Origin of the sequence: Bradyrhizobium sp. CCBAU 11434, from assembly GCF_028128895.1 — a bacterium.
GTDB lineage: Bacteria > Pseudomonadota > Alphaproteobacteria > Rhizobiales > Xanthobacteraceae > Bradyrhizobium > Bradyrhizobium zhengyangense.
In genome coordinates, this window is record NZ_LBJX01000080.1 from 12,863 (window position 1) to 37,403 (window position 24,541).

The 24,541-nt window shown below is 64.4% G+C and carries 21 protein-coding genes; 3 read left to right on the forward strand and 18 right to left on the reverse strand.

The annotated features are described in order from the left end of the window. Positions 1 to 28: 28 nt before the first annotated feature. The 3 genes from XI06_RS17240 to XI06_RS17250 all read right to left on the reverse strand — a co-directional run bounded on the left by XI06_RS17240 (position 29) and on the right by XI06_RS17250 (position 3,317). Positions 29 to 856, reverse strand: a complete 828-nt coding sequence (locus tag XI06_RS17240; RefSeq protein ID WP_271605979.1) for a 3-keto-5-aminohexanoate cleavage protein — start codon at positions 854 to 856, stop codon at positions 29 to 31. A gap of 117 nt (positions 857 to 973) precedes the next feature. Continuing rightward, on the reverse strand, positions 974 to 2,362 hold the full coding sequence (locus tag XI06_RS17245; protein WP_237861371.1) for an MFS transporter: 1,389 nt from the start codon (positions 2,360 to 2,362) through the stop codon (positions 974 to 976). 226 nt (positions 2,363 to 2,588) lie between these two features. After that, the gene (locus XI06_RS17250) at positions 2,589 to 3,317 is read right to left on the reverse strand and encodes an NUDIX hydrolase (protein WP_237861370.1); all 729 of its coding nucleotides are present in this window, start codon (positions 3,315 to 3,317) and stop codon (positions 2,589 to 2,591) included. A gap of 102 nt (positions 3,318 to 3,419) precedes the next feature. On the opposite strand from XI06_RS17250, the gene XI06_RS17255 reads away from it, so the two are divergent. Together XI06_RS17255 and XI06_RS17260 are read left to right on the forward strand one after the other, a co-directional pair. Then, entirely contained in the window at positions 3,420 to 4,463 is a 1,044-nt protein-coding gene (locus XI06_RS17255; RefSeq protein ID WP_237874110.1) for an SPFH domain-containing protein, read from the forward strand. Continuing rightward, positions 4,447 to 5,382 (forward strand): sugar kinase, encoded by a 936-nt coding sequence (locus tag XI06_RS17260; RefSeq protein WP_237861368.1) that lies wholly within the window; start codon positions 4,447 to 4,449, stop codon positions 5,380 to 5,382. Before XI06_RS17255 ends, XI06_RS17260 begins: the two co-directional genes overlap by 17 nt. A gap of 5 nt (positions 5,383 to 5,387) precedes the next feature. Here the strand turns inward: XI06_RS17260 and XI06_RS17265 are convergent, their stop codons facing one another. From XI06_RS17265 to xylB, 8 genes are all read right to left on the reverse strand, one after another. Further along, entirely contained in the window at positions 5,388 to 5,591 is a 204-nt protein-coding gene (locus XI06_RS17265) for a hypothetical protein (protein ID WP_237874139.1), read from the reverse strand. 29 nt (positions 5,592 to 5,620) lie between these two features. Then, positions 5,621 to 6,958 carry a PQQ-dependent sugar dehydrogenase gene (locus XI06_RS17270; protein ID WP_237861366.1) on the reverse strand — a complete coding sequence of 446 codons (1,338 nt, stop codon included), beginning with the start codon at positions 6,956 to 6,958 and terminating at the stop codon, positions 5,621 to 5,623. Next, the gene (locus XI06_RS17275; RefSeq protein WP_237861364.1) at positions 6,955 to 7,407 is read right to left on the reverse strand and encodes a DUF2231 domain-containing protein; all 453 of its coding nucleotides are present in this window, start codon (positions 7,405 to 7,407) and stop codon (positions 6,955 to 6,957) included. The genes XI06_RS17270 and XI06_RS17275 overlap by 4 nt, the downstream gene beginning before the upstream one ends. Positions 7,408 to 7,464: 57 nt before the next feature. After that, complete coding sequence (gene fcl, locus XI06_RS17280) at positions 7,465 to 8,424, reverse strand: GDP-L-fucose synthase (protein WP_271605980.1); 960 nt, start codon at positions 8,422 to 8,424, stop codon at positions 7,465 to 7,467. A 171-nt stretch (positions 8,425 to 8,595) separates the two neighbouring features. Continuing rightward, a complete protein-coding gene (locus tag XI06_RS17285) occupies positions 8,596 to 9,543 on the reverse strand; it encodes an ABC transporter substrate-binding protein (protein WP_237861363.1) in 948 nt (315 codons plus the stop codon). Between the two features lie 94 nt (positions 9,544 to 9,637). After that, on the reverse strand, positions 9,638 to 10,678 hold the full coding sequence (locus XI06_RS17290; RefSeq protein WP_237861362.1) for an ABC transporter permease subunit: 1,041 nt from the start codon (positions 10,676 to 10,678) through the stop codon (positions 9,638 to 9,640). Further along, the gene (locus XI06_RS17295) at positions 10,671 to 12,194 is read right to left on the reverse strand and encodes a sugar ABC transporter ATP-binding protein (RefSeq protein WP_237874051.1); all 1,524 of its coding nucleotides are present in this window, start codon (positions 12,192 to 12,194) and stop codon (positions 10,671 to 10,673) included. The genes XI06_RS17290 and XI06_RS17295 overlap by 8 nt, the downstream gene beginning before the upstream one ends. A 124-nt stretch (positions 12,195 to 12,318) precedes the next feature. Continuing rightward, positions 12,319 to 13,764, reverse strand: coding sequence for a xylulokinase (gene xylB, locus XI06_RS17300; RefSeq protein ID WP_237874050.1), 1,446 nt, complete (start codon positions 13,762 to 13,764; stop codon positions 12,319 to 12,321). A 252-nt stretch (positions 13,765 to 14,016) separates the two neighbouring features. Between xylB and XI06_RS17305 the strand changes: the two genes are divergently transcribed. Beyond that, the gene (locus tag XI06_RS17305) at positions 14,017 to 16,392 is read left to right on the forward strand and encodes a glucose/quinate/shikimate family membrane-bound PQQ-dependent dehydrogenase (protein ID WP_237874049.1); all 2,376 of its coding nucleotides are present in this window, start codon (positions 14,017 to 14,019) and stop codon (positions 16,390 to 16,392) included. Between the two features lie 50 nt (positions 16,393 to 16,442). Here XI06_RS17305 and XI06_RS17310 read toward each other — a convergent pair whose 3' ends face one another. The 7 genes from XI06_RS17310 to XI06_RS17340 are packed head-to-tail and all read right to left on the reverse strand — an operon-like array spanning position 16,443 to position 24,359. Next, positions 16,443 to 17,822 (reverse strand): amidase, encoded by a 1,380-nt coding sequence (locus XI06_RS17310; protein WP_271605981.1) that lies wholly within the window; start codon positions 17,820 to 17,822, stop codon positions 16,443 to 16,445. A gap of 1 nt (position 17,823) precedes the next feature. Continuing rightward, complete coding sequence (locus XI06_RS17315) at positions 17,824 to 18,330, reverse strand: hypothetical protein (protein WP_237861357.1); 507 nt, start codon at positions 18,328 to 18,330, stop codon at positions 17,824 to 17,826. 12 nt (positions 18,331 to 18,342) lie between these two features. Continuing rightward, positions 18,343 to 19,545, reverse strand: a complete 1,203-nt coding sequence (locus XI06_RS17320; RefSeq protein WP_237874047.1) for an FAD-dependent monooxygenase — start codon at positions 19,543 to 19,545, stop codon at positions 18,343 to 18,345. Then, on the reverse strand, positions 19,546 to 20,661 hold the full coding sequence (locus XI06_RS17325; protein ID WP_237874046.1) for a ring-opening amidohydrolase: 1,116 nt from the start codon (positions 20,659 to 20,661) through the stop codon (positions 19,546 to 19,548). Then, a complete protein-coding gene (locus XI06_RS17330) occupies positions 20,658 to 23,003 on the reverse strand; it encodes a xanthine dehydrogenase family protein molybdopterin-binding subunit (protein WP_237874044.1) in 2,346 nt (781 codons plus the stop codon). The genes XI06_RS17325 and XI06_RS17330 overlap by 4 nt, the downstream gene beginning before the upstream one ends. Next, a complete protein-coding gene (locus XI06_RS17335; RefSeq protein WP_237874042.1) occupies positions 23,000 to 23,491 on the reverse strand; it encodes a (2Fe-2S)-binding protein in 492 nt (163 codons plus the stop codon). Before XI06_RS17335 ends, XI06_RS17330 begins: the two co-directional genes overlap by 4 nt. After that, complete coding sequence (locus XI06_RS17340) at positions 23,481 to 24,359, reverse strand: FAD binding domain-containing protein (protein ID WP_237874040.1); 879 nt, start codon at positions 24,357 to 24,359, stop codon at positions 23,481 to 23,483. The genes XI06_RS17335 and XI06_RS17340 overlap by 11 nt, the downstream gene beginning before the upstream one ends. Positions 24,360 to 24,541: the final 182 nt, after the last annotated feature.

The following is a 24,541-nucleotide window of genomic DNA, read 5'->3' on the forward strand; positions in this document are numbered from 1 at the left end:
GGCCAATGTCAGGCGCGGACGGCCGTCCCTAGCGCACAATCCCGAGCAAGGATCGCGCCTCCGTTGCGGTTGCGGCTCGGCGTCCGTGGCGCGCCAAAGCCTCGCAGGCGATGCTCACCAGCTCCGCATTGCTGGCGGCAAGGCGCGTCTTGTCGACCCTGATATTGTCTTCGAGCCCGGTGCGAACGGCATCGGCGCCGCGCGTCAGGGCCCAGTCCATGACCTCGGCCTGATGACGTCCGATCCCGGCCGCGGTCCAGGTCGCCTTCGGGATCAGGCGCCGCAGTTCTACCAGCAGAATGTCGAGCACATGCTCGTCAGCCGGCATCGCGTTCTTGACGCCCATGACGAATTGCACATGCGGGCGCGCATCCATCAGCCCCGCCTCGATCAGGCGCCGCGCGCCGTGCAGATGCGACAGATCGAAGATCTCGATTTCCGGACGAACGCCATTGGCCTTCATGCCGGTGGCGAGAGTTTCGACCAGGGCGGCGCTGTTCTCGTAGACGATCGTCGGAAAGTTCACCGACCCCGTGGAAAGCGAGGCCATGTCCGGCTTCAGATAGAGCGACGACCCACGTGCTGAGGGATCGCGGCCGCGCCCGCCGGTCGAGAACTGCACGATCATCCCGGGGCAATGCTTTCGGATGCCTTCCTGCACCAGCGCGAAGCGCTCCGGATCGGAGGACGGCGTCTCGTCGTCGTTGCGGACATGGATATGGGCGAGCGTGGCACCGGCCTCGAAGGCCTGGTGCGTCGATTCGATCTGCTCGGCCGGCAAGATCGGCACTGCTGGATTATCCTTTTTGCGCGGAACGGAGCCAGTGATTGCAACGGCAACAACAGCGGGATTCATACAGCACCCTCGTCATGATCGCGCTCATGCGCGTAAATCTTCGATCGACAGTCCGCTTATATCGTGAAGCTGCGCCGCTGCGAACATTATCAATCGCAGCGGCGCGGCCTCCCGTCGTCAGATCCGAGCTGCGGCTGCGCCGTGCGCGGCGCCTGCACGCTGCCGATCATAGTCGGCCCGCGCGATCGGGACGGCCGTGGGATTGCCGAGATCGTCGATGTGAATACGATAGGTTTCCCGGGCCGTAACGGCTGCAAGCGCCGCGATCACCGTGATGCCGAAGGCGATCGCCCCCACCGTCAAGGGAATGTTGGCCGAGCCGGGAGGCGCTACGGTCGCGAACAGCGCCGGAAGCAGCGCGGTGATGGTGGTGCCGATGTTCTGCGAGATCGCCATCGCCGAGACGCGGGTGCGCGTCGGGAACAGCTCCGGATAGAAGCTCGGAAAGATCGCGTTGTAGCCCTGATAGACCACACCCCACATCAACAGCGACAGCAGGATCGCGAGCGGCACGCTCTTGATGCTGATGGCATAGAGATAGCCGAAGGCGAGCAAGCCGGAGAGTAGCGCGCCCACGACGATGGGAGGCTTGCGGCCGACCTTGTCGGAGAGATTCCCGACGAAGGGAATGACGAAGATGGCCAGCATGTTTCCGAGGACCGGGATCCACAGATAGACGTCCTTGGCAAAACCGATGCCATAGGCCGGCTGCACCGCGTAGGCCGCACCGAAGATGGTCGCGACGACAGGGATGACGTTCATTAGCGCCATGCAGATGACCCTGAGCATGTCGGGCCAGCTCAGCTTGATGGCCTGGATGATGGGCGAGCGCGGCGTTTCTCCTCTTTGGTCCTCGCGGGCAAAGGCAGGAGTTTCGTCGACCTCGCGGCGGATGATGTAGCCTGCGACGATGACGAAAAAGCTGAGCAGGAAGGGAATCCGCCAGCCCCAGCTGTTGAAGGCGTCGGTCGGCATATAGGCCGCCAGCGGCAGGAATACGGCGGCTGCGAGAATCTGTCCGGCCTGCACGCCCTGAAGCGCGAAGCTCGCATAGAAGCCACGGCGTCCGAACGGCGCGTGCTCCAAGATCATCGAGCTCGCACCGGAGATTTCACCGGCAACGGCAAAGCCCTGGATCAGGCGAAGGATGACCAGCAGGATCGGCGCGAGGATACCGACTTGCTGATAGGTCGGCAGAAGGCCCACCGCCATGGTCGACAGACCCATCATGAACATGCAGACGATAAGAACGGTCTTGCGGCCATGGGTGTCGCCCCAATGTCCGAGCACGAAGGCGCCGATCGGCCGGGCTATATAGCCGACGCCGTAAGTGGCCAGCGATGCGACGATGGCGACGGTCGGATTTTCCGACGGGAAGAATATCTGCGGGAAGATCAGCGACGCGGCGGTCGCGTAGATGAAGAAGTCATAATATTCGAGAGCCGACCCGATCCAGCCGCTCGCAGCGGCCTTCCTTGACTGGCTCACGTGATGGATTCCGGTCATCCTGGGAGTCCTCCAAATTTGTTTTTGCGGGCGGCCCGTGGGCGGGCTTCTTGGAGAAAATGGGCAGCATTCTCCGCGCGCCGTGCGGACTTTCCGCAAGCGTTCGTCACTGCCGATAGCTGCTTGATGACGCGACAATAGGCTTTCGCTCGCCTAACACAATTACCCAGTTATGCGATAAACCTAACATGATGTTATTCTAGCGGCCGGAGCGCCCGGAGCTGCATCACTCAGGCGGATTGAACGTCCGTACGAAGTACACGGGCTCGCTGTTCTTCTTCAGGCGATAGAGCTGCGCCGGGCGGTTCGGGCCGCGCCGCATCTTTGCGACCGGCTCGATCATGTCGGCCGACAGGATCCTTGTACGGAAGGCGCTCTTCTCCAGCGGTCGGTCGAGCACGCGCTCGTAGACGCGCTGCAAGTCAGGCAGCGTGAATTCCGGAGGCATCAGGTAGGCAGGCAGCGAGGTGTACTCCACCTTGTTGCGCAGGCGCTGGATCGCGCTGGCGAGGATATCGCCGTGATCGAAGGCGAGCTTTTCCTTGAGCCTGCCGTCTCGGATCGGAAACCAACGCGCATCCGATGTCAGCACGCCCGCCTCTTCCGGAATCAGCGCGAAATAAGCGTGGGTTGCCGACCAGCCGCGCGGATCGCGCGACGCGCTTCCCCAGCTTCCAAGCTGCTCCAGATAAGGGCTGGTGACCCCGGTCTTCTCCTTCAGCTTGCGCGCCGCGCAGGCTGCAAGATCGCGGTCCTTCGCGACGTCCACGAAGCCGCCCGGCAGAGCGAGGGTCAGCGGAAACGGCTCGCCCTCGCCGGCCGGGCGCTGCACCAGGAGCACCTGAAGCCTGTCGTCGCGAATCGAGAAGATCACGACGTCGACCGTGGTCAGGGGCCGCGGGAAGTCCAGATGTCCTGATTTTTCAGAGCCTTCGGCCCGATCCTCGCCCGCCATCGACGGCCTCCCCTGTTGGGTCTTGACAGTAGCACAGTTAGTTGTACAGTCCAACTTACTTAGTTGCTCAGACAAACTTATAGCTCACCATTGGAGACAGCCATGTTTGGCATCAGGTTCATCAAGGCCCAGCCCACCACCTATTTGATGAAGTACCGCGCCGGTGCTGTTGTCGCGGAGGGCACCGGCCTTTCCGCGTTCTACTACGCTCCGGTGACCACGCTGGTCGCCGTGCCCGTCGGCAGCCGCGACGCTTCCTTCATCTTTCAGCAAATCGCGCGCGACTTTCAGACCCTGACCGTGCAGGGCCACGTCACCTATCGCGTCAGCGAGCCGAAGAAGGCGGCCTCGATGCTCAACTTCACCCTGAAGCCCGACGGCAAGACCTATGAGAGCGACGATCCCGAGAAGCTGCCTGAGCGCATTCTCGGCACGGTCGAGGTACTCGCGCAGCAGGCGATCAAGGAATTGACGCTGAAGGAGGCGCTGCAGGCCTCCGACCGCATCGCCGACATCATCGCGAGCGGCTTGCGGGGCCGCGCCGACATTGAAGCGCTTGGCCTCGAAATCCTCGGCGTATCGATCCGCGGCATCAAGCCGACGCCGGATACAGCCAAGGCGCTGGAGGCGCAGGCACGCGAGGCAATCCTGAAGAACGCGGACGAAGCGATCTTCGCGCGGCGCAATTTCGCCGTCGAGCAGGAGCGCGCCATTCGCGAGAGCGAGCTCGACACCGAGATCGCGGTCGAGCAGAAGAAGCGCTCCATCCGCGAGACCCAGATGGACGCCGAGGCGAGCGTTGCCGCCAAGCGCAACGAGCTGCGCGAGGCCGGCATGGCCGCGGATATCGTGCTGGAAGGCAAGCGTAAGGATTTCGTCGGCCTCAACGCCGAGAACACCCGCACGCTGGCCGATGCCGAGGCCTATCGCGTCGGCGCGCTGATGAAGATCTTCGAGGGCGTCGACACCCGCGTGATCCAGGCGCTCGCCGCCTCCGGCATGCAGCCGGGCCAGTTGATCGCGCAGGCCTTCACCGGCATCGCCGAGAAGGCGGAGAAGATCGGTCAGCTCAACGTCTCGCCGGACCTGCTCAGCCAGCTGATCGAGAAGCCGAAGCCGGAGGCTGCCAATGCCCGCCGCCAATGACCGCAAGATCGTGCTGGTGACGCGCAAGACCAGGCTGGAAGACCTGGTCGCGCGTCACCTGACGGCGGCGCAGGCACGCTTCTATGTCGAGCATCTCGGCGCCGACTTCTCCGACTATGAGCGCGAGCACGAGATCTATCATGCGCAGCGGCACGCGACGGTTCAGGTGCTCGAGAAATGGGGCCGCTATCAGGTGATCGAGCGTGCTTTCCTGCCGAACTTCATGTTCGCCCCTGACGACATCGTCGTCGCGCTTGGCCAGGACGGCGTCGTCGCCAATACGATGAAATATCTCGACGACCATCCGTTGATCGGACTCAACCCGGATCCCGCGCGTTATGACGGCATTCTGTTGCCCTTCGCGCCGCGCGATCTTGCAAAGCTGCTACCTGATGTCGCCGCCGACAAGCGGGACAGCAAGGCCGTGACCATGGCGGAAGCGCGGCTCAGCGACGGCCAGGTGCTTCACGCCGTGAACGACCTCTTCATCGGCGCGCGCACGCATGTTTCTGCGATCTACGAGATCGCGGCCGGCGGGACGACGGAGCGGCAATCCTCGAGCGGGCTGATCGTCTCGACCGGGCTCGGATCGACCGCCTGGTTCAAGAGCATCGTCACCGGCTCGCTTGCGATCGCCGGCAGCTTCGGCCAGCCGCCCGCTCTGACGGGCTACGACGCCGTGCCCTGGGACGCAGCCGAGCTGCGCTTTGCCGTCCGCGAGCCCTTTCCGAGCCGCCACTCGCAGACCAATCTCGTCTGCGGTCGGCTTGCATCCGAAGAGCAATTGCGCATCCGTTCGCTGATGGCCGAGAACGGCGTGATCTTCAGCGACGGCGTCGAAGCCGACCGGCTCGATTTCAACGCGGGCGCCGAAGTCACGATCGGGATCGCCAAGCGGCGCGGCCGGTTAATCGTGTGAAGCGGCTAGATTCCGAGCGCGTTTTCGCCCTGTTGGCGGCCAGGCACGCTGACATGGACTTCGTGGCCCTCACGTAGCGCCAGAGATGCTGCAGCAACCGCCGACTCGAACGCGGCCTCCTTCGTGGCGTATCTGCTCTTGACGTTGCCGTCATGCAGCACGCCCCATTCGTCCTGGACCGGTACGATCGCGTATTGGGCAAGGCCCATCATTCCTCTCCTATCGCTGCGCGGCTTGTCTATCGCTGCGTTACTTGCGGATGGGCCGCCGTCACCCGCCACACCGTGTTGCCGCTATCGTCGGCAACGAGCAGCGCGCCAGTCTTGTCCAAGGCGACGCCGACGGGACGGCCGCGCGCCTGGTTGTCGGTGGTGAGGAAGCCGGTGACGACGTCCTGTGCCGGTCCGCTCGGCTTGCCGTTCGTGAACGGCACATAGACGACCTTGTAGCCGTTCAGAACCTGCCGGTTCCAGCTGCCATGCTCGCCGACGAAGGCGCCACCGCGATAGGCTTCCGGCAAGCTGCTGCCGGTGGAGAAAGCAAGTCCGAGCGGTGCGACATGCGAGCTCAGCGCATAGTCGGGCGCGATCGCCTTTTTCACGAGGTCCGGCCGCTGCGGCTTGACGCGGGGATCGACGTGCTGGCCGTAATAGCTGTAGGGCCAGCCATAGAAGGCGCCGTCCTTCACCGAAGTCATGTAATCAGGCACGAGATCCGGCCCGAGTTCGTCGCGCTCGTTGACCACGGTCCACAGCGCGTGGGTCTGCGGTTCGAAGCTGAGGCCGTTCGGATTACGCAGGCCGCTGGCAAAAATCCGCCAGCGACCGCTGGCGCGATCGACCTCGAGGATATCGGCGCGATTGTGCTCGGCCTCCATGCCGTTCTCGGTGATGTTGCTGTTGGAGCCGACGCCGACATAGAGCTTTGAGCCGTCCGGACTTGCGACCAGGCTCTTGGTCCAGTGATGGTCGATCGGGCCGCCCGGCAGCGGTGCCAGCACCGTGCCCGGTGCGGTGATCTTGGTGTCGCCTTCGGCGTAGGGATATTTCACGATCGCATCGGTATTGGCGACGTAGAGATCGTTGCCGACCAGGGCCACGCCGAACGGCGAATTGAGATGGTCGAGGAAGACGCTCTGCGTATCCGGCACACCGTCACCGTTGGTGTCGCGGAGAAGCGTGATGCGATTGCTGGGTCCGGTATCGCCGCCCGAGGTCGCCCAGGACTCGATATAGCCCATCACGATCTCCTTCGGCCGCTTGATCGCGGCGGCCTTCGGCGCCTTGGATTCCACCACCAGCACGTCGCCGTTGGGCAGCACGTAGATGGAGCGCGGGTGCTGCAGGCCGGTGGCGAATGCCTTGGCCTGCAAACCTTGTGCAACCGTCGGCGCCTCGTCCTCCTTCCAGCCGATGATGCGGGCGATGTGCATCGGCGGCAGCAGATATTGCTGGATGTCAGGGAGTACAGGATTGGCGCCGATTTGCGCCTTGGGATCGCCGCTGCCGTCATTGCAGCCGGCGAGAAGAGCGAGGAACGAAGCGCACAGCAGCGCGCGCATGGGAAAAGACATCATCGCGCAACTCCCACACCGTAGCGATATACCATGGCCCAGCCGAGCCAGCCGGTGACGGGCAGGATCAGCACGGTGAGAACCGAAAGAACCAGCCCCCACGGCCACACCGAGGTCCAGGCATCGCGCGTGTGAATCAGCGCATTGATGGTTGCGAGGATCATCGCCAAGACATTGCCGATCAGGTGCGGCCAGGCCGGCGTCTGCGCACGCACCAAGCGATTGCCGAGGAAATCGGTCAGGCCTGCGATCGCCGCCAGCACACCGAAGACGACGCCGACGACCAGAAGCCAGGCGGAGAAATCCGCCCACATGATCTCGGCGGAGACGAGATAGGCGATGTCGGTCAGCAACGCGCCGATGAAGCACGCGATCGGGATCGGCACCAGCATCGGATGAATGGGATGGCCTGCGATTTGCGCTATGGAGCGCACGCGCACGATGTCTTGCACTGAGGGCCTCGTGTGTTACCCACCCGATCGGCCAACTCGTGCTGCGAGCGATAGTTCCTACTGTTGTGCGTGGACGACCAAGCCAGCCCGATAAGCTTCGTAAGCGCGCTTCAGACCATCCTTGAGCGAGGTCGTCGCGCGCCAGCCGAGCCTTTCCAGACGGCCGACATCGAGCAGCTTCCGCGGCGTGCCATCGGGCCGCGACGTATCGTAGGAGATCTCGCCGCGATAGCCGACGATCTCGGCGACCACGCGGGCAAATTCGGCAATGGCGATGTCCTCTCCGGTGCCGATGTTGACGAGGTCGCTGCCTGAATAGGTCTTCATCAGATGCACGCAGGCATCCGCCATGTCGTCGACATAGAGGAACTCGCGCCGCGGCGTCCCCGTGCCCCAGACGACGACACTCTTGGCGCCAGACTCTTTCGCCTCATGAAAGCGGCGGATCAGGGCGGCTACGACGTGGCTCAATTCAGGGTGATAACTGTCGCCGGGGCCATAAAGATTGGTCGGCATCACGCTGATGAAGTCGCTGCCGTACTGGCTGCGATAGGCCTCCGCCATCTTGATGCCGGCGATCTTGGCGATCGCATAGGGCTCGTTGGTCGGCTCCAGCGGGCCCGTGAGCATCGAGTCCTCGCGCAAGGGCTGCGGCGCCAGCTTCGGATAGATGCAGGACGAGCCCAGGAACATCAGCTTCTCGGCGCCGTTTTGATGCGCGGCCTGGATCACATTCGCGGCGATCGCGATGTTGTCGTAGATGAACTCGGCGCGCAGCGTGTTGTTGGCGACGATGCCGCCGACCTTGGCTGCGGCGAGGAAAATCACCTGCGGCCGCACGCGCGCGAACCAGTCGAACACTTGGGCCTGATTGCAGAGATCGACCTCGCGACGGTCCACGGTGACGAGATTCACGTCCTCCCGCACCAGCCGGCGCACGATCGCGCTACCGACCATGCCGCGATGGCCAGCGACGTAGACGCTTTTGCCCTTCAGCTCAAACGGTCCGCTTGCCATTCACAATATCCCGATAGCACCTGTGGGCGCGCCCATACGGTCGCCCCACTGTCAAAATTCCCTCCTTCTTTGACATATCGATCGCTGAGGTCAACCTCGCAGAAGCGCCCGGGCAGGTTTCCCGGGCGCCACTGTCGAATTGGACCGCAGCCCGCGAAAGCTGCGGAGGCGCTACTGCGAACGGTCCGAGGTCCAGCCCTTGTAATCCTTGATATTGTCGCGGGTCACGAGCTTCGAGGGCAGCAGTTCGACGGTCGAGGCCGGCTTCTGGCCATTGAGGATGCCGACGCCGACCTGCACCGCGCGCCGTGCCATGAAGAACGGGTCCTGCGATGCCGACGCCTGGATCTGCGGCGACCCGGCATCCTTGAGCGAGGCCTCGATGTCGGGCGCGCCGTCGACCGCGGTGATGATGATGCCGCTGCGGTTCTGCTGTTTCGCCGCGAGATCGGTGCCGATCGCCTGCGGGTCGTTGATGGCGAAGATGGCGTCGATCTTGGGGAAGCGGGTCAGATAGCCTTGCGCGACGGTGAGGCCGCCTTCGCGTGAGCCCTTGCCGTCCTGGTCGCTGGACAGCACCTTGATGCCGGCATTCTTGCCGAAGACGTTCTTGCAGCCGGTGACGCGGTCGATCACCGCGGAGACCTGCGGCCCATTCTCGATGATGACGTCGCCCTTACCGCCCAGCTTGTCGACGATGTACTGGCACGAGATCTCGCCGGCCTGGACGTTGTTGGTGGTCACCGTGGCGTCGGCGCCTTCGGCCGCGGTATCGACCGCGACCACGACGATGCCCGCCGCCTGCGCCTTCTTGATCGCCGGCCCGATCGCTTTGGGGTCGCCGGGGTTCAACAGGATCAGGTCGACGCCAGCGGCGATGAAATTGTCGATCTGGGTGACCTGCTTGCCGAGGTCGTATTCGAAGCCGACGGTGGTGATCTTCACATTGGGATTGGTCTTCTTGGCCTCGAACTCGGCGCCCTTTGACAGCGCGACGAAGAACGGATTGCCCATCGAGCCCAGCGAGACGCCGATCGACTTGAGCTCCTTGGCAGAGGCCGGTGCGGTGGCGAGGGCAAGCGCCATCGCGGCGCCGGCGAGCATGGTCATCTTCAACATTGTCTTCCTCCCTGGTCTGTTTTCAAAGACGGTACGGCAGACCAGTTGCCGCAACCGAATTTCACACCGCGCGCTCAGATGCGCGCAGAACCGTTCAAGTTCTGGCGGAGCCTTGCAACCGATAGCGATCCAGCGCCACCGCGCCGATGATCACCAGGCCCTTGATCACATATTGCCAGATGTCGGAGACGCCGACGAGGATCAGCCCGTTCGAGAGCACCGCGATGATCAGTGCGCCGACCAGCGTCCCCCAGATCGATCCGATGCCGCCGACGAAAGACGTGCCGCCGAGGATGACCGCGGTGATGGCGTCGAGCTCGTAGCTTTGTCCGAGCTGCAAGCCGTTGGCGGCATAGAGCCGCGCCGCCTGCATGCCGCCGCCCAATCCGGCCAACAATCCCGAGATGCCATAGACGAAGATCAGGACGGCCCAAACCTTGATGCCGGCAAGCCGCGCCGCGCTCTCATTGCCGCCGACCGCATAGATGTGCACACCCAGGACGGTCCGGCGCAGCACCACCCACGAAACGAAAATGACGAGCAGCGCAATGACCGACAGCCAGGGAATCGAGGCCACGCCGGGGATCAGCGTGAGCGAACCGTTGCCGATGAAGGCATAGGGAATCGACGGATTGAACACCGTGGTGTCGGCGCCGAGCAGCCGCGCCAGTCCGCGCACGGCGGTGAGCGAGCCGAGCGTGACGATGAAGGGCGGCAGGCGCAACAGCGCGATCAGCGCGCCATTGACGATGCCGAAGCCAAGACCGGTGAGCACAGCGACCGGCAGCCAGAGCGCGCTCAACTCGGGCAGTTTGGACATCGTCAGGCCGGCCATTGCCGACGCCGCCAGGATCGAGCCGACCGAGAGATCGATGCCGCCGGTGAGGATGACGAAGGTCATGCCCGCGGCGAGCACGGTGTTGACGGCAGCCTGCTGCAGGACGATGCCGAGATTCTGTCCGGTGAAGAAACGGCCCTCCGACAGATAGTGGAAGCCGATGCATAGCAATAGCAGCACCGGCAACATGCCGGCCGCGCGGATCAGGAGCCTGATGCGCTGACGTTTTGTCTCCTGGGCAGCGGCAAGGCCGTTTGCAGTCGCGGCCTTCGCCTGCGTCGATCCGTTGTCAGGCATCGAGATGCTCCGTCCCCGTGGCGAGGGCCATGATGTCTTCCTGAGTCAAAGGCGCTGTCTCGGTTCGCCTGACCTCGCCTGCGATATGCCCCGACCGCATCACCAGGACGCGGTCGCAGATACCGATGATTTCTGGCAGATCGGACGAGATGACGAGGATTGCGGTGCCGGCCTTGGCGAGATTGTCGATGATGGAATAGATCTCCGACTTGGCGCCGACGTCGACGCCGCGCGTCGGCTCGTCGAGGATCAGTACTTTCGGTGCAATGGCGAGCAGCCGCGACAACAGGACCTTTTGCTGGTTGCCGCCGGACAGGCCTCCTGCGGGTACGCCGGCATTGGCGGCGCGGATGCTGAGTCCCGCAAACGCCCTGTCGGCGCGCTCGCGCGCCTTGTCGCGATCCAGGAACCAGCCGAGCTTGGCATCGCGTCCGATTACGGCGAGATTGATGTTGTCTAGGCACGACATGTCGAGGAACAGGCCAAGCGCCTTGCGGTCCTCGGTCAGATAGGCAATGCCGGCCTCGAGCGCCTCGCCGGGCGTGCGGATGTCGATCGGCTGACCTTCGAGTTCGAGATGGCCTGACGTCTTCGGTGCGGCGCCAACAATGAGATGCGCAAGTTCGGTGCGGCCGGCGCCAATCAATCCGGCAAGCCCCACCACCTCGCCCGCATGGACGGTGAGCGAACAACCCTTGACGCGCTGCCCATCCGCCATGTCGGTGGCCGTGAGCACGGGATGCCCCTTCCCGGCCTCGGGATCGTGATCCTTCTTGTAAAAGGAGGAGACGTCGCGTCCGACCATCATGCGAACAATAGCGTCGGCGCGGATGTCCTGCTTGTCGAGCGAACCGACCAGCCGGCCATCGCGCAGCACGGTGACGCGGTCGCCGAGCGCATAGACCTCGTCCATGCGGTGCGAGATGTAGATGATGGCAAGCCCTTCGGCGCGAAGTTGCCGGATCAGCGCAAACAGCCGCTCGCTCTCGCCGGCGGACAGCGCCGTGGTCGGCTCATCCATGATCAAGATTTTCGAGCGCGCGTGCAGTGCACGCGCAATCTCGACGAGCTGGCGCTGCCCCATCGAGAGATGCGCCACCAATGTCGACGGCAGGAAATCCGCGCCCAGCCGTTCCAGGATCGGACCAACACCTTCGCGCATGGCACCGCGCGCCAGCAAACCTGAACGCGACATCTCACGACCGAGATAAATATTCTCCGCAACGCTCAGATTGGGGGCCAAAGATAGTTCCTGATAGATGATCGAGATGCCCGCGGCGCGGCCTCCGAGCGGACCTTCGATCCGCACCGGCTTGCCCTCGATGCGGATCTCGCCGCCGGGATCGGGCCGGTAGGCCCCCGACAGGATTTTCATAAGGGTCGATTTGCCGGCGCCGTTCTCGCCCATCAAGGCATGGACCTCGCCGGCGTAGACGGTCAGATCAACGGCACGCAGCGCCTTGATGCCGAAGAAGGATTTTGACACTCCTCGCATCTCGAGGATTGGATCGTTCATCGTGCCTCCCGGCGCACAATGCATTTCTTGTCCGCGTTTCATTTCAGGCGCGGTTCGCCCATTAAACAAAAGGCCATCGCGCAGGGCAACAGCGAACAGGGAGAAATGCGCAACCAAAGCGATGTTAGTGGCGTGGCCGATATAGCTGGCGCCAGGCGGGAAGCCGCTCGGCATAGGCCTGCACCAGCACGCGATCGGGTTCGAAAGTCTCGACGCGTTGCGGTGGCGTGCAGACGGCTTCGATTGCCTCGCCGGTGACAGCAAGCCGCCCCAATCTCGCCGCACCGAACGCGGCACCAGTCTCGCCTTCGGCAAAGCGATGAATCGGAACGTTCAAAACGTTTGATAGCACCGACAGCCAGAACCTGGATCGCGAACCGCCGCCGATGACATCGGCTTCCGTCACTGCAATGCCGGCATCGCCAAGCGCGTCCCGGCAATCGGCCAGCGCGAAGGCAACACCCTCCAGCACGGCCTGCACGATCGCCGTGCGGTCGGTACCGTGGCTCAACCCATCGAGCATGCCACGCACGACGGGATCATCGTGCGGCGTCCGCTCGCCCGCAAGATATGGCAGGAAGCGCACCGGCGACGGCGCCTGCGGGTGCGCCCCCAGCGGGGACAGCAGATCCGCTTCCGGGACGCCGAACAGGCGCGCGGCCCAGGCAAGGCACGACGCCGCCGAGAGGATGGCGCCGGCCTGAATCCACATGCGTGGGATTGCGTGGCAGAAGGTATGGACCACGCGGTCCGGATTGGCGGCAATATGGTCGGTCGGCGCCAGCAATGCGCCCGAGGTTCCCAGCGAGATGAACGCGGTCCCCGGACTGATCGCGCCGATGCCGACGGCGCCGGCCGGATTGTCGCCAGCGCCGCCTGCGATCATCGGCCGGCGAACCATGCCCCAACGCTGCGCAAGCTCGCTGCGCAACGTGGCCGCCAACGCGCACCCCTCAACCAGACGCGGCATGTGCGCGCGTGACAAGCCGGTCGCGGCCAATGCCGCATCCGACCAGTCCCGGCGCGCCGCGTCGAGCCATAGCGATCCCGATGCGTCGGAGACGTCCTCGACTGCCTCGCCCGATAGAACGAGGCGCAGATAGGCTTTCGGCAACAAGACGCGCCTCGTCGCCGCAAAGATCCCGGGCTCGTGCTTTGCGATCCAGAGCAGCTTTGGCGCTGCGAAGCCAGGCATCGCCTTGTTGCCCGTTATCGCGCGCAAGGCGGGCCAGCGCTGCTCCAGAATGCGACACTCCCCGGCAGAGCGTCCGTCGTTCCAGAGGATGCAGGGCCGCAATGGCGTGTCGTTGGCATCGAGCAGCGTCGGGCCATGCATCTGGCCTGACAGCCCGATGCCTTCGACCCTCGCCAGCTCTTGTCCATGCGAGGCCTTCAGGGCGTCCAGCGTGACAAAAGTCGCCTCGATCCACTGCGCCGGATCCTGCTCGAAATAGCCTGGCTGCGGCGAGGCGATCGTCAGCGCCCGGCTCTCGCTCGCGATGACGCGCTGCGCGCCGTCGACGAGAACGGTCTTGACTGCGGAGGTGCCGAGATCGATGCCCAGATACATGACTAATGTGGTTCCCGGGGTGGTGCGAGTCCTGAGGACGCGATGCGCAACAATGATGGTATTCAACGAGCGCGCAATTCCGAACAAAGACTTATCACATCGGATCGCAAGTTTTTGCCTGCAGATGTTGCATCGACGCAGCAGTTGAAGGTTGCCAGCCCTGGTTGACTGGACCACAGTGACTGCAACTCAGCGCCGTCTGCTGCGTTTGCACCTGACAGTGCTCGATCTTCTTGCCGCACCGGAGCAGCCATGCAGCGATCCACGGCCGTCTTTGTCACAGGTCTCGTCTATGCTCTGATCGGTCTGGTGATCGCGGGGGGCGGCCTCTGGCTCGCCGCGCTGGGCGGATCCATCTTCTATATTGTTCTCGGTGTCGGCGTTCTCGCGACGGCCGCGTTGTTGCTGGCGCAGCGCCGTCAGTCGCTATGGCTGTTTGCGATCGTGCTGGTCGGCACCGTGGCGTGGGCCATCTCGGAAGTGCAGTTCGACTGGTGGCCGCTGGCATCGCGCGGCGACATCGTCTTCGCCATGGCGCTCTGGCTGCTCATGCCCGTGATCGTTCGCGGGCTGCTGCGAGACCAGCCGGTGTCGTATCGAAGCGCGACGCTGCCACTCTGGGTCGCCGTTGCTGCGTCGTCCGTCGTCCTTATCATCGCACTTGTGTCCAGCTATCACGACGTCAACGGCACGATCGCCGAGCAAGCATCGGCCGTGCCGCAAAGCGAAGCCGACCCTCAACCGGATAGCGATTGGCGGGCCTATGGACGCACACAATTCGGACAGCGCTACTCACCGCTGAAGCAGATCACGCCCGACAATGTCGGCAAGCTGCGGGTCGCCTGGACCTTCCGCACCGGCGACGTGCCGACGCCAGAGGATTCCGGCGAAACGACCTTCGAGGTTACGCCGATCAAGGTGCGCGACACGCTTTATCTTTGCTCGCAGCACCAGGTGCTGTTTGCGCTCGACGCCAGCACCGGCAAGGAACGTTGGCGATACGATCCCAAGCTGGTGTTCAACAAGACGTTCCAGCACATGACCTGCCGCGGGGTCTCTTACCACGAAACCACGGCAGGCGCCGTCGACAGCGGCGGTGCTCCAGCCCCCGCCGAATGCCCTCGCCGGATTTTCCTGCCGGTCAACGACGGCCGCATGATCGCGCTCGATGCCGACAGCGGCAAGCTGTGCGAGAGTTTTGGCGACCATGGCAGCCTCGACCTCCAGCAAGGCATGGGGATCAAGACGGCGGGCTTCTTCGAGCCGACATCGCCGCCGGTCGTCAGCGACAAGATTTTGGTCGTCGCCGCCGCTGTGATTGACAATTATGCGGTCGACGTGCCGTCGGGCGTCATCCGCGGCTTCGACGTCTACACTGGCAAACTGGTTTGGGCCTGGGACTCCGGTGCAGCCGATGAAAATGAGCTGCCGTCGCCGACGCGTCACTACACCAACGGCTCGCCGAATTCGTGGATCACCGCCTCGTTCGATCCGAAATTGAACCTCGTCTACATCCCCACCGGCAATAACGGGCCCGACATCTGGGGAGGCAATCGCAATGGGCTGGTCGAGCGCTACTCCAGCTCGATCGTTGCACTCGACGTCAACACCGGCAAACGCGTCTGGTCATACCAGACGGTGCATCACGATCTCTGGGACATGGACGTTCCCTCGCAGCCGAGTCTGGTCGATGTCACCACGGCCAGGGGCGTTGTTCCCGCCATCGTTCAGCCGACCAAGGTGGGCAACATCTTCGTGCTCGATCGACGGACCGGCGAGTTGATCGTGCCGGCGCCGGAGCGCCCCGTGCCGCAAGGCCCCGCGCCCGGCGACCGTACTGCGCCGACGCAGCCGTTCTCCGAGCTGACATTCCGCCCCGAGGCGAAGCTGACCGGAGCGGACATGTGGGGCGGCACGATTTTCGACCAGCTTCTGTGCCGGATCATGTTCAACCGGCTGCGTTACGAGGGCACGTTCACGCCGCCATCGTTGCAGGGCACGCTCGTCTTTCCCGGCAATCTCGGCATGTTCGAATGGGGCGGCATCGCGATCGATCCGGTGAGACAGATCGCCATTGCCAATCCGATGTCGTTGCCCTTCGTCTCGAAGCTCATTCCGCGCGGCCCCGGCAATCCGCCCGCGCCGACGGCCGATAAGCCTGTCGGCAGCGAGGTCGGCACCCAGCCGATGTATGGCACGCCGTTCGGCGTGGATATCCAGAGCTTCCTCTCGCCCCTCTCCGTGCCGTGCTACCGGCCGCCATGGGGCTCGATGGCCGCAATCGATCTGAAGACGATGAAGATTGTCTGGCAGCATCCCAACGGAACGATCCGGGACACCACGCCGCTGCCGCTGCCTTTCAGGATGGGCGTGCCGATGCTGGGCGGGCCGATCACGACCGCCGGCGGGGTCGCGTTCTACACCGGGACCTACGAGTACACGATAAGGGCCTACGACGTGCGCAATGGCAAGGTGCTCTGGGAAGACCGCCTGCCCGCCGGCGCCCAATCGACACCGATGAGCTACGAGGCGGGCGGCAAGCAATATGTCGTCACCGCAGCCGGCGGTCACGGCTCGTTCGGTACCAAGCGCGGTGATTACGTCATCGCCTACGCGTTGAAGGATTGACCCGCCGGGGCGTCTGGAGACTGCCGAACCACGCCGTTACACAGCAGCCATCAGGGTGAACTCGGCCATCGGTGGACGAACAACCGGCCTTCGTATTCACGGGCAAACCTGATCAGCCGGCCATCATGATCGCGGTCCGCGATCACTTGCAGTCCGACAGGAAGTGCACCGTCCGGGATGATACAGGGAAGAGATATTGCAGGCAGGCCGAGCGCGTTTGCGATCGCCGTGAACACGGCATGGCCGCGCGGCCCGACCGGTTGGCCGTCGATGACGGCGGGATGGGATTCGGTAGCCGGCCACGGCATCGCCGCGGTGGACGGCGTGATCAGGAAGTCGTACTGGGCGAACAACGCATCGAAAGACCGCCGCAACGCCGCGACTTGGTCAAGTGCATTGAGATAGTCGCGCGCTGACAAGCTGCGCCCGGCCGCCTCCATCTCGACGATGGCGGGACTAACCTGGCCCTGCCAACCCGGATGCCGTTCCAGGAGCCAGGCAATACCGGTCTGGCTGATCACGGGCCATACAGCATCAAGCGGATCGGCCAGTGTGAACGGCGCGACGGTCTCGACGTCGAGGCCGAGGGCCCGAGCCTGCACGATCGTGCGTTCGATCACGTCGCGAATGATGGGGTCGACGGGCGCATCGCCGAATGTCGGCACATAGGCGATGCGCAGCCGCGGCAGGGTCGGCTCGGCCATGAGGCGCGACCACAGAGGCGCAGCAATCACCTCCATAGCAGCGCGAATATCCTCGACGCAGCGCGCGATCGGGCCGATGACCTCGAACTCACCCAGGATCGCCGGAAAGCCCTTGCCGCGCGCCACAATGTCGCGTGAGGGTTTGAAGCCGACGAGGCCAGTATGAGCGGCCGGGCGCCGGATCGAACCGCCGCCGTCGGTGGCGAGCGCAAGCGCGCACATGCCGCTGGCGACCGCTGCCACCGCACCGCCGCTCGAACCACCTGGCGTCAGAGCCGGATCCCAGGGATTGCCGGTGGTACCGAACAGCGCATTGTCGGTGTAACCGTGCACGGTGAATTCAGGCACATTGGTTTTGCCGAGGATGATGGCGCCAGCCTCGCGCAGCCGACGCACCGGCAATTCGTCTTCGCCGGTCACGAAATCGCGATAGAGCTTTGACCCCCAGGTCGCACGTAGCCCCGCGGCGAGGATGTTGTCCTTGACCGTAACAGGCACGCCGTCTAGTGCGCTTGCGGGGCGGCCGTCGCGCCAACGCTTCGCGCTTGCATCGGCCGCAGCGAGCGCGCCTGAAGCATCCAGCGTGACTATCGCATTGACGCGCGGATTGGTCGCAGCGATATGCGAGAGCGTCGCCTCGATCACCGCGCGCGGCGAAAGGCCATCCGCAAAGGCACGCGCGAACTCACACGCCGACATCGCCCAGAGCGGAGCGCGATCGTCCATCTCAAGCGAGCTTCGGATAGGTCGCCTTGTCGAAGAAGCTCGCGCCCGCGACATATTTGCGGCCCGGCGACATATCCGGCTTCTCCTCGCCTTCGCCACCGCATTCGAACGTCAGTTCGAGCTGCACACCGGAGGGATCGTAGACGAAGAGCTGCCACAGCGAGGTTCCGGGCACGATGAACTCGCGCCAGTCGAGACCGGCTGCCTTGAAGCGCGATACATAGGAGCGATAGCCCGAGCAGGACAGCGAGACGTGATCGATCGCCGCCGTGCCGGCCGGCGCCTTGCCCTCGGGCCCGAGCGCGGGACCGCCGGCATAGACATGGATGATGCCGAGCCCGCCCGGTTGGGGGCAGCCGAGCCAGGCACCGGGATAGCCGAAATCGGGCCGAGGAAATTCGCGCAGCCCGATGATCGCGGTCCAGAACGTCCGGGTCGCTGCGAGATCATCGGTCTTGATCGCAATGTGATAGAGACCATGGACGGTCGCGAGCGGCAGATCGGTCATCTCAATATCTCCTCACGCTTGGCCGCCGTCGACCGGCAGGCCGATTTGACGATACAGCGCCTTCAGATTGCTGCGAAACGGCTCGTCGCTTTTCTTGCGCGTCCCGGCGACCGGATTTCCGCCGGCGAGAATCGTGTCGCTCGCGGCCAGCGAAAACTCCATCACGAAGCGCATACGATCAGACCGCAGCGCCTCGATCTCGCTCAGCCAACGCGCGACGTCACGGGCGCCGACCTCGTGACGTTGCGTGATCAGCGCAGCAGCGCAAGCCGCATCCTCGATCGCCTGGGTCGCGCCCTGGCCGAGCGTCGGCACCATGCCATGGGCGGCGTCGCCAAGATATAACACGTTGCAGTCGGCGGCGCGGTAAAGCAAATCATGCTCCTGCATCCGTGCCCAATGCGTATCAGTGACACCACTGCAGAGCTGGTCGATCAGCCAGCGCGCCTGATCGCTCGGCGGCGCTTGAGCCGGCGTATAGGCGGCGCGCAGCGCCTCGGGCGCCTTGCGGGCTTCGGGGATCTCGGACTCGATCGGGAACGTGCCGGCCAGATAGACGTGATCCGGCGGCACGCGGAACGCCAAAAGCCGGTTCGGCCCGTTGAACCATTGCTCATAGTCATCGATCAGGCCGCGCGAGCTGTCCGGCACCAGCAGGCGCGAGATCGCAACGCCCGTGAGGCGCACCGGCACCTCGCCGGAGATGGTCCGCCGCACATCGGAGTAACGACCGTCGGCGGCAATCAAAAGATCAATGCCGTCGAGCCGATGCTCGCGGCCATCCTGGCGCCAGGCGACTTCCGTCTTGCGCGGATCGGTAGCATCGCGTGCGATATGCGTGATCTCGCAGCCATAGGCAACGCGCTCACCGGCCGCCTCGCGCAGAACGCGATAGAGCTCCGACCAGCGAATGCGCCAGCCGGGCCCCTCGGCGACGTCCTTGAGCGGCAGGTCGAACAGCACGGTGCCGTCGGTCAGCGAGATGCGCCAATTCGCCCAGACAAAGCTCGCAGCGGTGATGCGCGCGGCAAGCTCCGGATCGACCGCGCTGAGCGCCTTCACCGCATTCGGCCCGACATTGAGCCCGGTGCCGGCCTCGGAATGGTCGTCGCGGCTGACCCGCTCGAGGCAGACGACTTCGACGCCGTCGAGAGCTGCGAGTTTGCGTGTCATCACGCATCCCGCGACGCCGGCGCCGATGATGACAATCCGCATCTAGCCAGCCCCCTCCTGCGACGCGATCACGGCGATCAGGCCGCCGCCATCCGGCCCCTGATGCTCGGCGCCGCCCGACACAAAAATCCGTCCATCGCCGATCACGCCGGCCACGAGGCCGGCAACCGCGCCGCGGATATGGCGCTGCGCGTTGATATCGGTGTCGTCGAGCATGGTGTGGCGGCGGCCGCGGATCCGGCCGCGACGGTCCGGCTCGCACTTGACCAGAACCGAAGCGATGCGCTCCGAGTCCGCGGCGGACACCTGCGGGCTGGCCGCGATGCCGAGATCGGCGAGCACGTCGACGACCGCACCGATGTCGAGCGCATCGATCATGGGCCGGTGCGCGATGCGCAAATCGCCCGCCCAGCTCGGGCTATTGCCGAGCACCACGACCTCGTTGCTCTCGACTTCGACGCCCGAAGAAATGCTGGCACGCGGCGACTGGATCGAGAAATCGGCGAGCAGCGAGGCATCGGAGAAGTCATCCGGCTTGATCTCGGACAGCCCGAGCGCGACGCCAAAGGCACCGGCGGCGCGCGCAAAGGCCATCGACTTGTTGGGATCGCTGGTGAGCGGCGCCTTGCCGGCTGCGATAGCCGCGGCCGCACGCGCCACCGTCACGCAGGGGCATTTCACCTGGACGAAGTGTACGTCCTCGGGCTTCTCAATTCCGGCATCGACAATGGCGGCGCGCACGGTCGCCGCCACGCTCTCGACATGGGCGCGTCGGCCAACCTCTTCGGCCGGCACCGGCGCGCTGAAGGCGGTTCCGATTGCCAGCGCGGACGGATATCGCGTTGCGGCTTCCCCCTCTCTGACACAGAAGACGCTGTAATGCGGGCTCATCACCCCCTCGGTGCCGCCGGAGAGCACGCAGGGAACCTCGCGGATCAGCTCGGCGGCCGGCCGTCCGAGATGCTTCGACAGCAGCGCCATCAGCGTCTGGGTGAAGTAGCCGCGGGTAAAATCGTTGACGCCGCCATTGCCCTCGGTCTTGCCGATGATGGCCGCGACATCGGCCGCCTTGATCGTGCCGCGCACGATCAGTTCGTCGAGCTCGGAGAGGTCGCCGGGATGGGCCATTGACAGGCGAAACACGCGCGCCGTTCTCATGTGCCCTCCTGTCGGGTCAGCTCGAACAGCCGACTCGGGCTCAGCGGAATCTCCAACAGCTCGATCTTGCGCGAGGTGAGCTGCAGCGCATCCTCGATCGCCTGTGCAAACACGGCCCCGACCGGAATGGCTCCCGCCTCGCCGGCGCCCTTGATACCGAGCGGGTTGAGCGGCGACGGCGTCACCGTATGGTCGAGCTCCATGCGCGGGACGTCGAGCGCAGTCGGCAGCAGATAGTCGGCGAGCGACGCGTTCAGAAGCTGGCCCTGATCGTCGAAAGCAAGTTTCTCGAAGAAAGCATTGCCGATGCCCTGCGCGACGCCGCCGTGGATCTGGCCTTCGAGGATCATCGGATTGATCACCGTGCCGCAATCATGGACCACGACATATCTAAGCACCTTCAGCTCGAAGGTCAGCGGATCGATCTCGACGATCGCAGCATGAACACCGTTGGCGGTGGCGCCTGAGGGCGGGCCAAAATATTGCGTGGACTCGAGACCGGGTTCGGTGCCCGGCCTCACCGCACCGCGCATCGGATTGGCGCGCTGCGCAAGTTCGCCGAGGCGGATGAACTTTCCCGGAATCCCCGCGATAGACACCTTTCCGTCGGCAAGAACGAGGTCCTCCTCGGCGCATTCGAAGGCGTCGGACGCGAGCTTCAGGGCTTTCCGCCTGACCGCGGCCGACGCCTCGTTGACGGCGTTGCCCGCCACCACCGCGCCGCGGCTGGCAAAGGTGCCGGCGCCCCAGTAGAACTGGTCGGTATCACCGGTGACGATATCGACATCGGAAGGATCGATGCCGAGCTGGTCGGCGACGATCTGCGCGAAGCTCGTGAAATGCCCCTGCCCCTGGGTGCCGATGCCGGTCGCCACATTGACCTTGCCGTTGGCCTGCACCTGCACCTTGGCGCCCTCATAGGGACCGATGCCGGTCCCCTCGACGTAGCAGGCGATGCCGATGCCGACACAGCGTCCTTCCTCGCGAAACTTCGGCTGCTCCTCCTTCAGGAAGCGCTGATATCCGATCGCGTCGAGCGCCTTGGCGAGAACAGGCTCGTAATTGCCGCTGTCATAGCTGAGCGGGGCAAAGTCCTGGAAGATGATCTCGTTATTGTACGGGAAGGCGTCTGGCGGAATCAGGTTGCGCCGCCGGATCTCGGCGCGATCGATGTCGAGCTCCCGTGCGGCGAGATCCAGCAACCGCTCGATCACGAACACCCCGTGCTGTCTGCCGGCGCCGCGATAGGGCGTGACGATCGGCAGGTTGGTGAACACGGCCGTGAACGTGCTGTCGTAGGCCGGGATCACATAGGGCCCGAGCATTGTGCACTGGCTGTTGATCGGCACCGTCAGGCCGTACGTGTTGTAGGCACCGGTGTCGTGCAGGAAGACGTCCTTGACCCCGAGGATCCGTCCGTCGGCCGCGAGCGCGATTTCGGCGTCGTGGATCTGACCGCGCTCGTGCGTGGTCGCAACGAAATGCTCGAGCCGGTCCTCGATCCATTTGACCGGACGGTTGAGCCGCATGGAGATCCACGGCAGCGCCACCTCTTCCGGATAGAACATCATGATCTTCGGCCCGAAGCCGCCGCCGACGAAGGGCGCGATGACGCGCACCTGCCGCTCGCCGAGGCCAAGCATGGCGGCAAGGCCGTTGCGGATGAAGACCGGCGCCTGGGTCGTGTCCCAGATCGTCATCTGCTGGCCCCGTGCATTCCAGTGCGCGACCACGCCGCGGGTCTCGATCGGCGACGAGATGCCGTGCTCATAGCGAAAGCGGCGCTTGACGATGATCTGCGCGTTCGCGGCGGCCTTGCGATAGTCGCCCTTCATCTGGTGAACATGCGCCGCGATATTCGAGCCGAGATCGTCGTGGACCCGCGCCGATGAGGATTTCAGCGCCCGTTCGATGTCGACGACCGCGGACAACGACTCCAGCTCCACGTCGATATCGTCGAGTGCATCCTCGGCGAGGTAGCGGCTTTCCGCGACGACGACAGCGAGTGGCTCGCCGACATAACGCACCTTGTCCCTTGCGAGCGGCACCTGGGTGCGCGGATTGAAGGTGCTTCCCGGAATCGGCGGCGGCTGCACCAGAAGCGGGCAGGGCTGCCAATAGTCGCCGTAGTCCTCGGCCACATAGACCGCGACGACGCCCGGCCGCTTCCGCGCGCGCGATACGTCGATATGCTTCAGGCGGGCATGCGCGACCTGGCTGCGCAGGAAGGCGACATGCAGCATACCCGGCAGCTCGACATCGTCGATGAACAGCGCCTGCCCGGTCAGGAGCTTCCTGTCCTCATTGCGCTTGACCGGTGCGCCGAAGAAGCGGGTGCTCATGACGCCTCCTCCCGCATCCGCGCGGCCGCGTCCATCATCGCGTCGACGATATTCTGATAGCCGGTGCAGCGACAGAGATTGCCTGATAGCGCCTCTCGCACCTCGTCCTCCGAGGGGGACGGATGCTCGGTCAGATAGGCCGTCATGGTCATCAGGATCCCGGGCGTGCAATAGCCGCATTGCAGGCCATGATGCGCGTGCATTGCCTGCTGCACCGGATGCAGCTCCCCGTCCGCAGACGCCAGCCCCTCGACCGTCGCGAGCGCGCGGCCATTGGCCTGCACCGCGAGCATCAGGCAGGAGCGAACCGGATCACTTTCGAGAAGGATGGTGCAAGCACCGCAGACGCCGTGCTCGCAGCCGACATGGGTACCAGCCAGCCCGAGCTCGTGACGCAGGAAATCGGACAGCAGCATGCGCGATTCGACCGTGCGCCGATATCGGGTGCCGTTGACCGTGAGCTCAATCTCGTGCTGGTCAGGCTGCATGGCTGATCCGTTGATGAGCGGTGCGGATGGCGCGCCGGACCAGCTCGCCGGCCACATGCCGCTGGTAGTCGGCGCTGGCGTGAACATTGCCGGACGGCGCGATCAGCTCCCGCACGCCCGCGGCGACTGCGTCGATCGACTCGCCCGTCACGCGGCTGCCGACCATGGGCAATGCTGCCGCGCCGGCATCGACCGGCGTCTCTCCGACACCGCAGAGCGCGAGCCGGACACTCGCGCAGCGGCGCTCCTCATCCAAGGTCACGACAGCCGCAACGCCGGCGATGGCAAAATCGCCGCGGCGGCGCGCGACTTCCATGAAGCAGGCGCCGCTGCGCGGGGCCAGGACCGGATAAGTGATATCGACCAGCATCTCGTCGCTGGCAAGGTCGGTGGTGAGCAGGCCGGCGAAGAAGTCGGACGCCGCCACCGTTCGCCCGCCCGCTGCCGACCTGATCCGCATCTTCGCCTGCATGGCGACCGCCAGCGCCGGCAGCTCCGAGGCCGGATCGGCGTGGGAGAGATTGCCGCCGATGGTGCCGCGGTTACGGATCTGGGGATGCGCGATATGCGGCAGCGCGTCGGCAAACAGCGGACAGCTCCTGAGAAACTCGCCATCCCGCTCGAGCGCCCGGTAGCGCATCAGAGCACCGACCCTGACTTGCCCCGCTTCCGGGCGATCGATGCCGGCGAGGCTGGTGAGCCCGTTGATGTCGATCAGCACCGAAGGCCGCGCCAGGCGAAAATTCATTGCCGGGATAAGGCTTTGGCCACCTGCGAGAAAGCGCGCTTCGTCGCCATGTTCGGCCTTCAGCGCAAGCGCATGGTCGAGCGACGACGCCAGGACATATTTGAACGGAGCAGGCTTCATATGGCTCGCATATCGAGGGCTCGCGCGCTTGTTGCGAAAGCGAACACGAAACTATCTGCTGTGAACAACGCAAGTCAAAAGCCACCCGCGCGTCAATTGCTTCGAAATCGGACAAGAACCTGCTTATTATGCGCCTCACCTGCGCAAACATTGGGCGCGCCACGACAATCCGCTTTTGCGAC

What these genes read in the sequence shown, in the direction of transcription:
- XI06_RS17265 (WP_237874139.1), bottom strand. Translation starts at nt 5,591, where the DNA reads ATGGGCCTTGCCCAATACGCGATCGTACCGGTCCAGGACGAATGGGGC.
- XI06_RS17240 (WP_271605979.1), bottom strand. Translation starts at nt 856, where the DNA reads ATGAATCCCGCTGTTGTTGCCGTTGCAATCACTGGCTCCGTTCCGCGC.
- xylB (WP_237874050.1), bottom strand. Translation starts at nt 13,764, where the DNA reads ATGTATCTGGGCATCGATCTCGGCACCTCCGCAGTCAAGACCGTTCTC.
- XI06_RS17330 (WP_237874044.1), bottom strand. Translation starts at nt 23,003, where the DNA reads ATGAGCACCCGCTTCTTCGGCGCACCGGTCAAGCGCAATGAGGACAGG.
- XI06_RS17305 (WP_237874049.1), top strand. Translation starts at nt 14,017, where the DNA reads ATGCAGCGATCCACGGCCGTCTTTGTCACAGGTCTCGTCTATGCTCTG.
- XI06_RS17320 (WP_237874047.1), bottom strand. Translation starts at nt 19,545, where the DNA reads ATGCGGATTGTCATCATCGGCGCCGGCGTCGCGGGATGCGTGATGACA.
- XI06_RS17270 (WP_237861366.1), bottom strand. Translation starts at nt 6,958, where the DNA reads ATGATGTCTTTTCCCATGCGCGCGCTGCTGTGCGCTTCGTTCCTCGCT.
- XI06_RS17325 (WP_237874046.1), bottom strand. Translation starts at nt 20,661, where the DNA reads ATGAGAACGGCGCGCGTGTTTCGCCTGTCAATGGCCCATCCCGGCGAC.
- XI06_RS17310 (WP_271605981.1), bottom strand. Translation starts at nt 17,822, where the DNA reads ATGGACGATCGCGCTCCGCTCTGGGCGATGTCGGCGTGTGAGTTCGCG.
- fcl (WP_271605980.1), bottom strand. Translation starts at nt 8,424, where the DNA reads ATGGCAAGCGGACCGTTTGAGCTGAAGGGCAAAAGCGTCTACGTCGCT.
- XI06_RS17245 (WP_237861371.1), bottom strand. Translation starts at nt 2,362, where the DNA reads ATGACCGGAATCCATCACGTGAGCCAGTCAAGGAAGGCCGCTGCGAGC.
- XI06_RS17290 (WP_237861362.1), bottom strand. Translation starts at nt 10,678, where the DNA reads ATGCCTGACAACGGATCGACGCAGGCGAAGGCCGCGACTGCAAACGGC.
- XI06_RS17255 (WP_237874110.1), top strand. Translation starts at nt 3,420, where the DNA reads ATGTTTGGCATCAGGTTCATCAAGGCCCAGCCCACCACCTATTTGATG.
- XI06_RS17260 (WP_237861368.1), top strand. Translation starts at nt 4,447, where the DNA reads ATGCCCGCCGCCAATGACCGCAAGATCGTGCTGGTGACGCGCAAGACC.
- XI06_RS17295 (WP_237874051.1), bottom strand. Translation starts at nt 12,194, where the DNA reads ATGAACGATCCAATCCTCGAGATGCGAGGAGTGTCAAAATCCTTCTTC.
- XI06_RS17335 (WP_237874042.1), bottom strand. Translation starts at nt 23,491, where the DNA reads ATGCAGCCTGACCAGCACGAGATTGAGCTCACGGTCAACGGCACCCGA.
- XI06_RS17250 (WP_237861370.1), bottom strand. Translation starts at nt 3,317, where the DNA reads ATGGCGGGCGAGGATCGGGCCGAAGGCTCTGAAAAATCAGGACATCTG.
- XI06_RS17340 (WP_237874040.1), bottom strand. Translation starts at nt 24,359, where the DNA reads ATGAAGCCTGCTCCGTTCAAATATGTCCTGGCGTCGTCGCTCGACCAT.
- XI06_RS17315 (WP_237861357.1), bottom strand. Translation starts at nt 18,330, where the DNA reads ATGACCGATCTGCCGCTCGCGACCGTCCATGGTCTCTATCACATTGCG.
- XI06_RS17285 (WP_237861363.1), bottom strand. Translation starts at nt 9,543, where the DNA reads ATGTTGAAGATGACCATGCTCGCCGGCGCCGCGATGGCGCTTGCCCTC.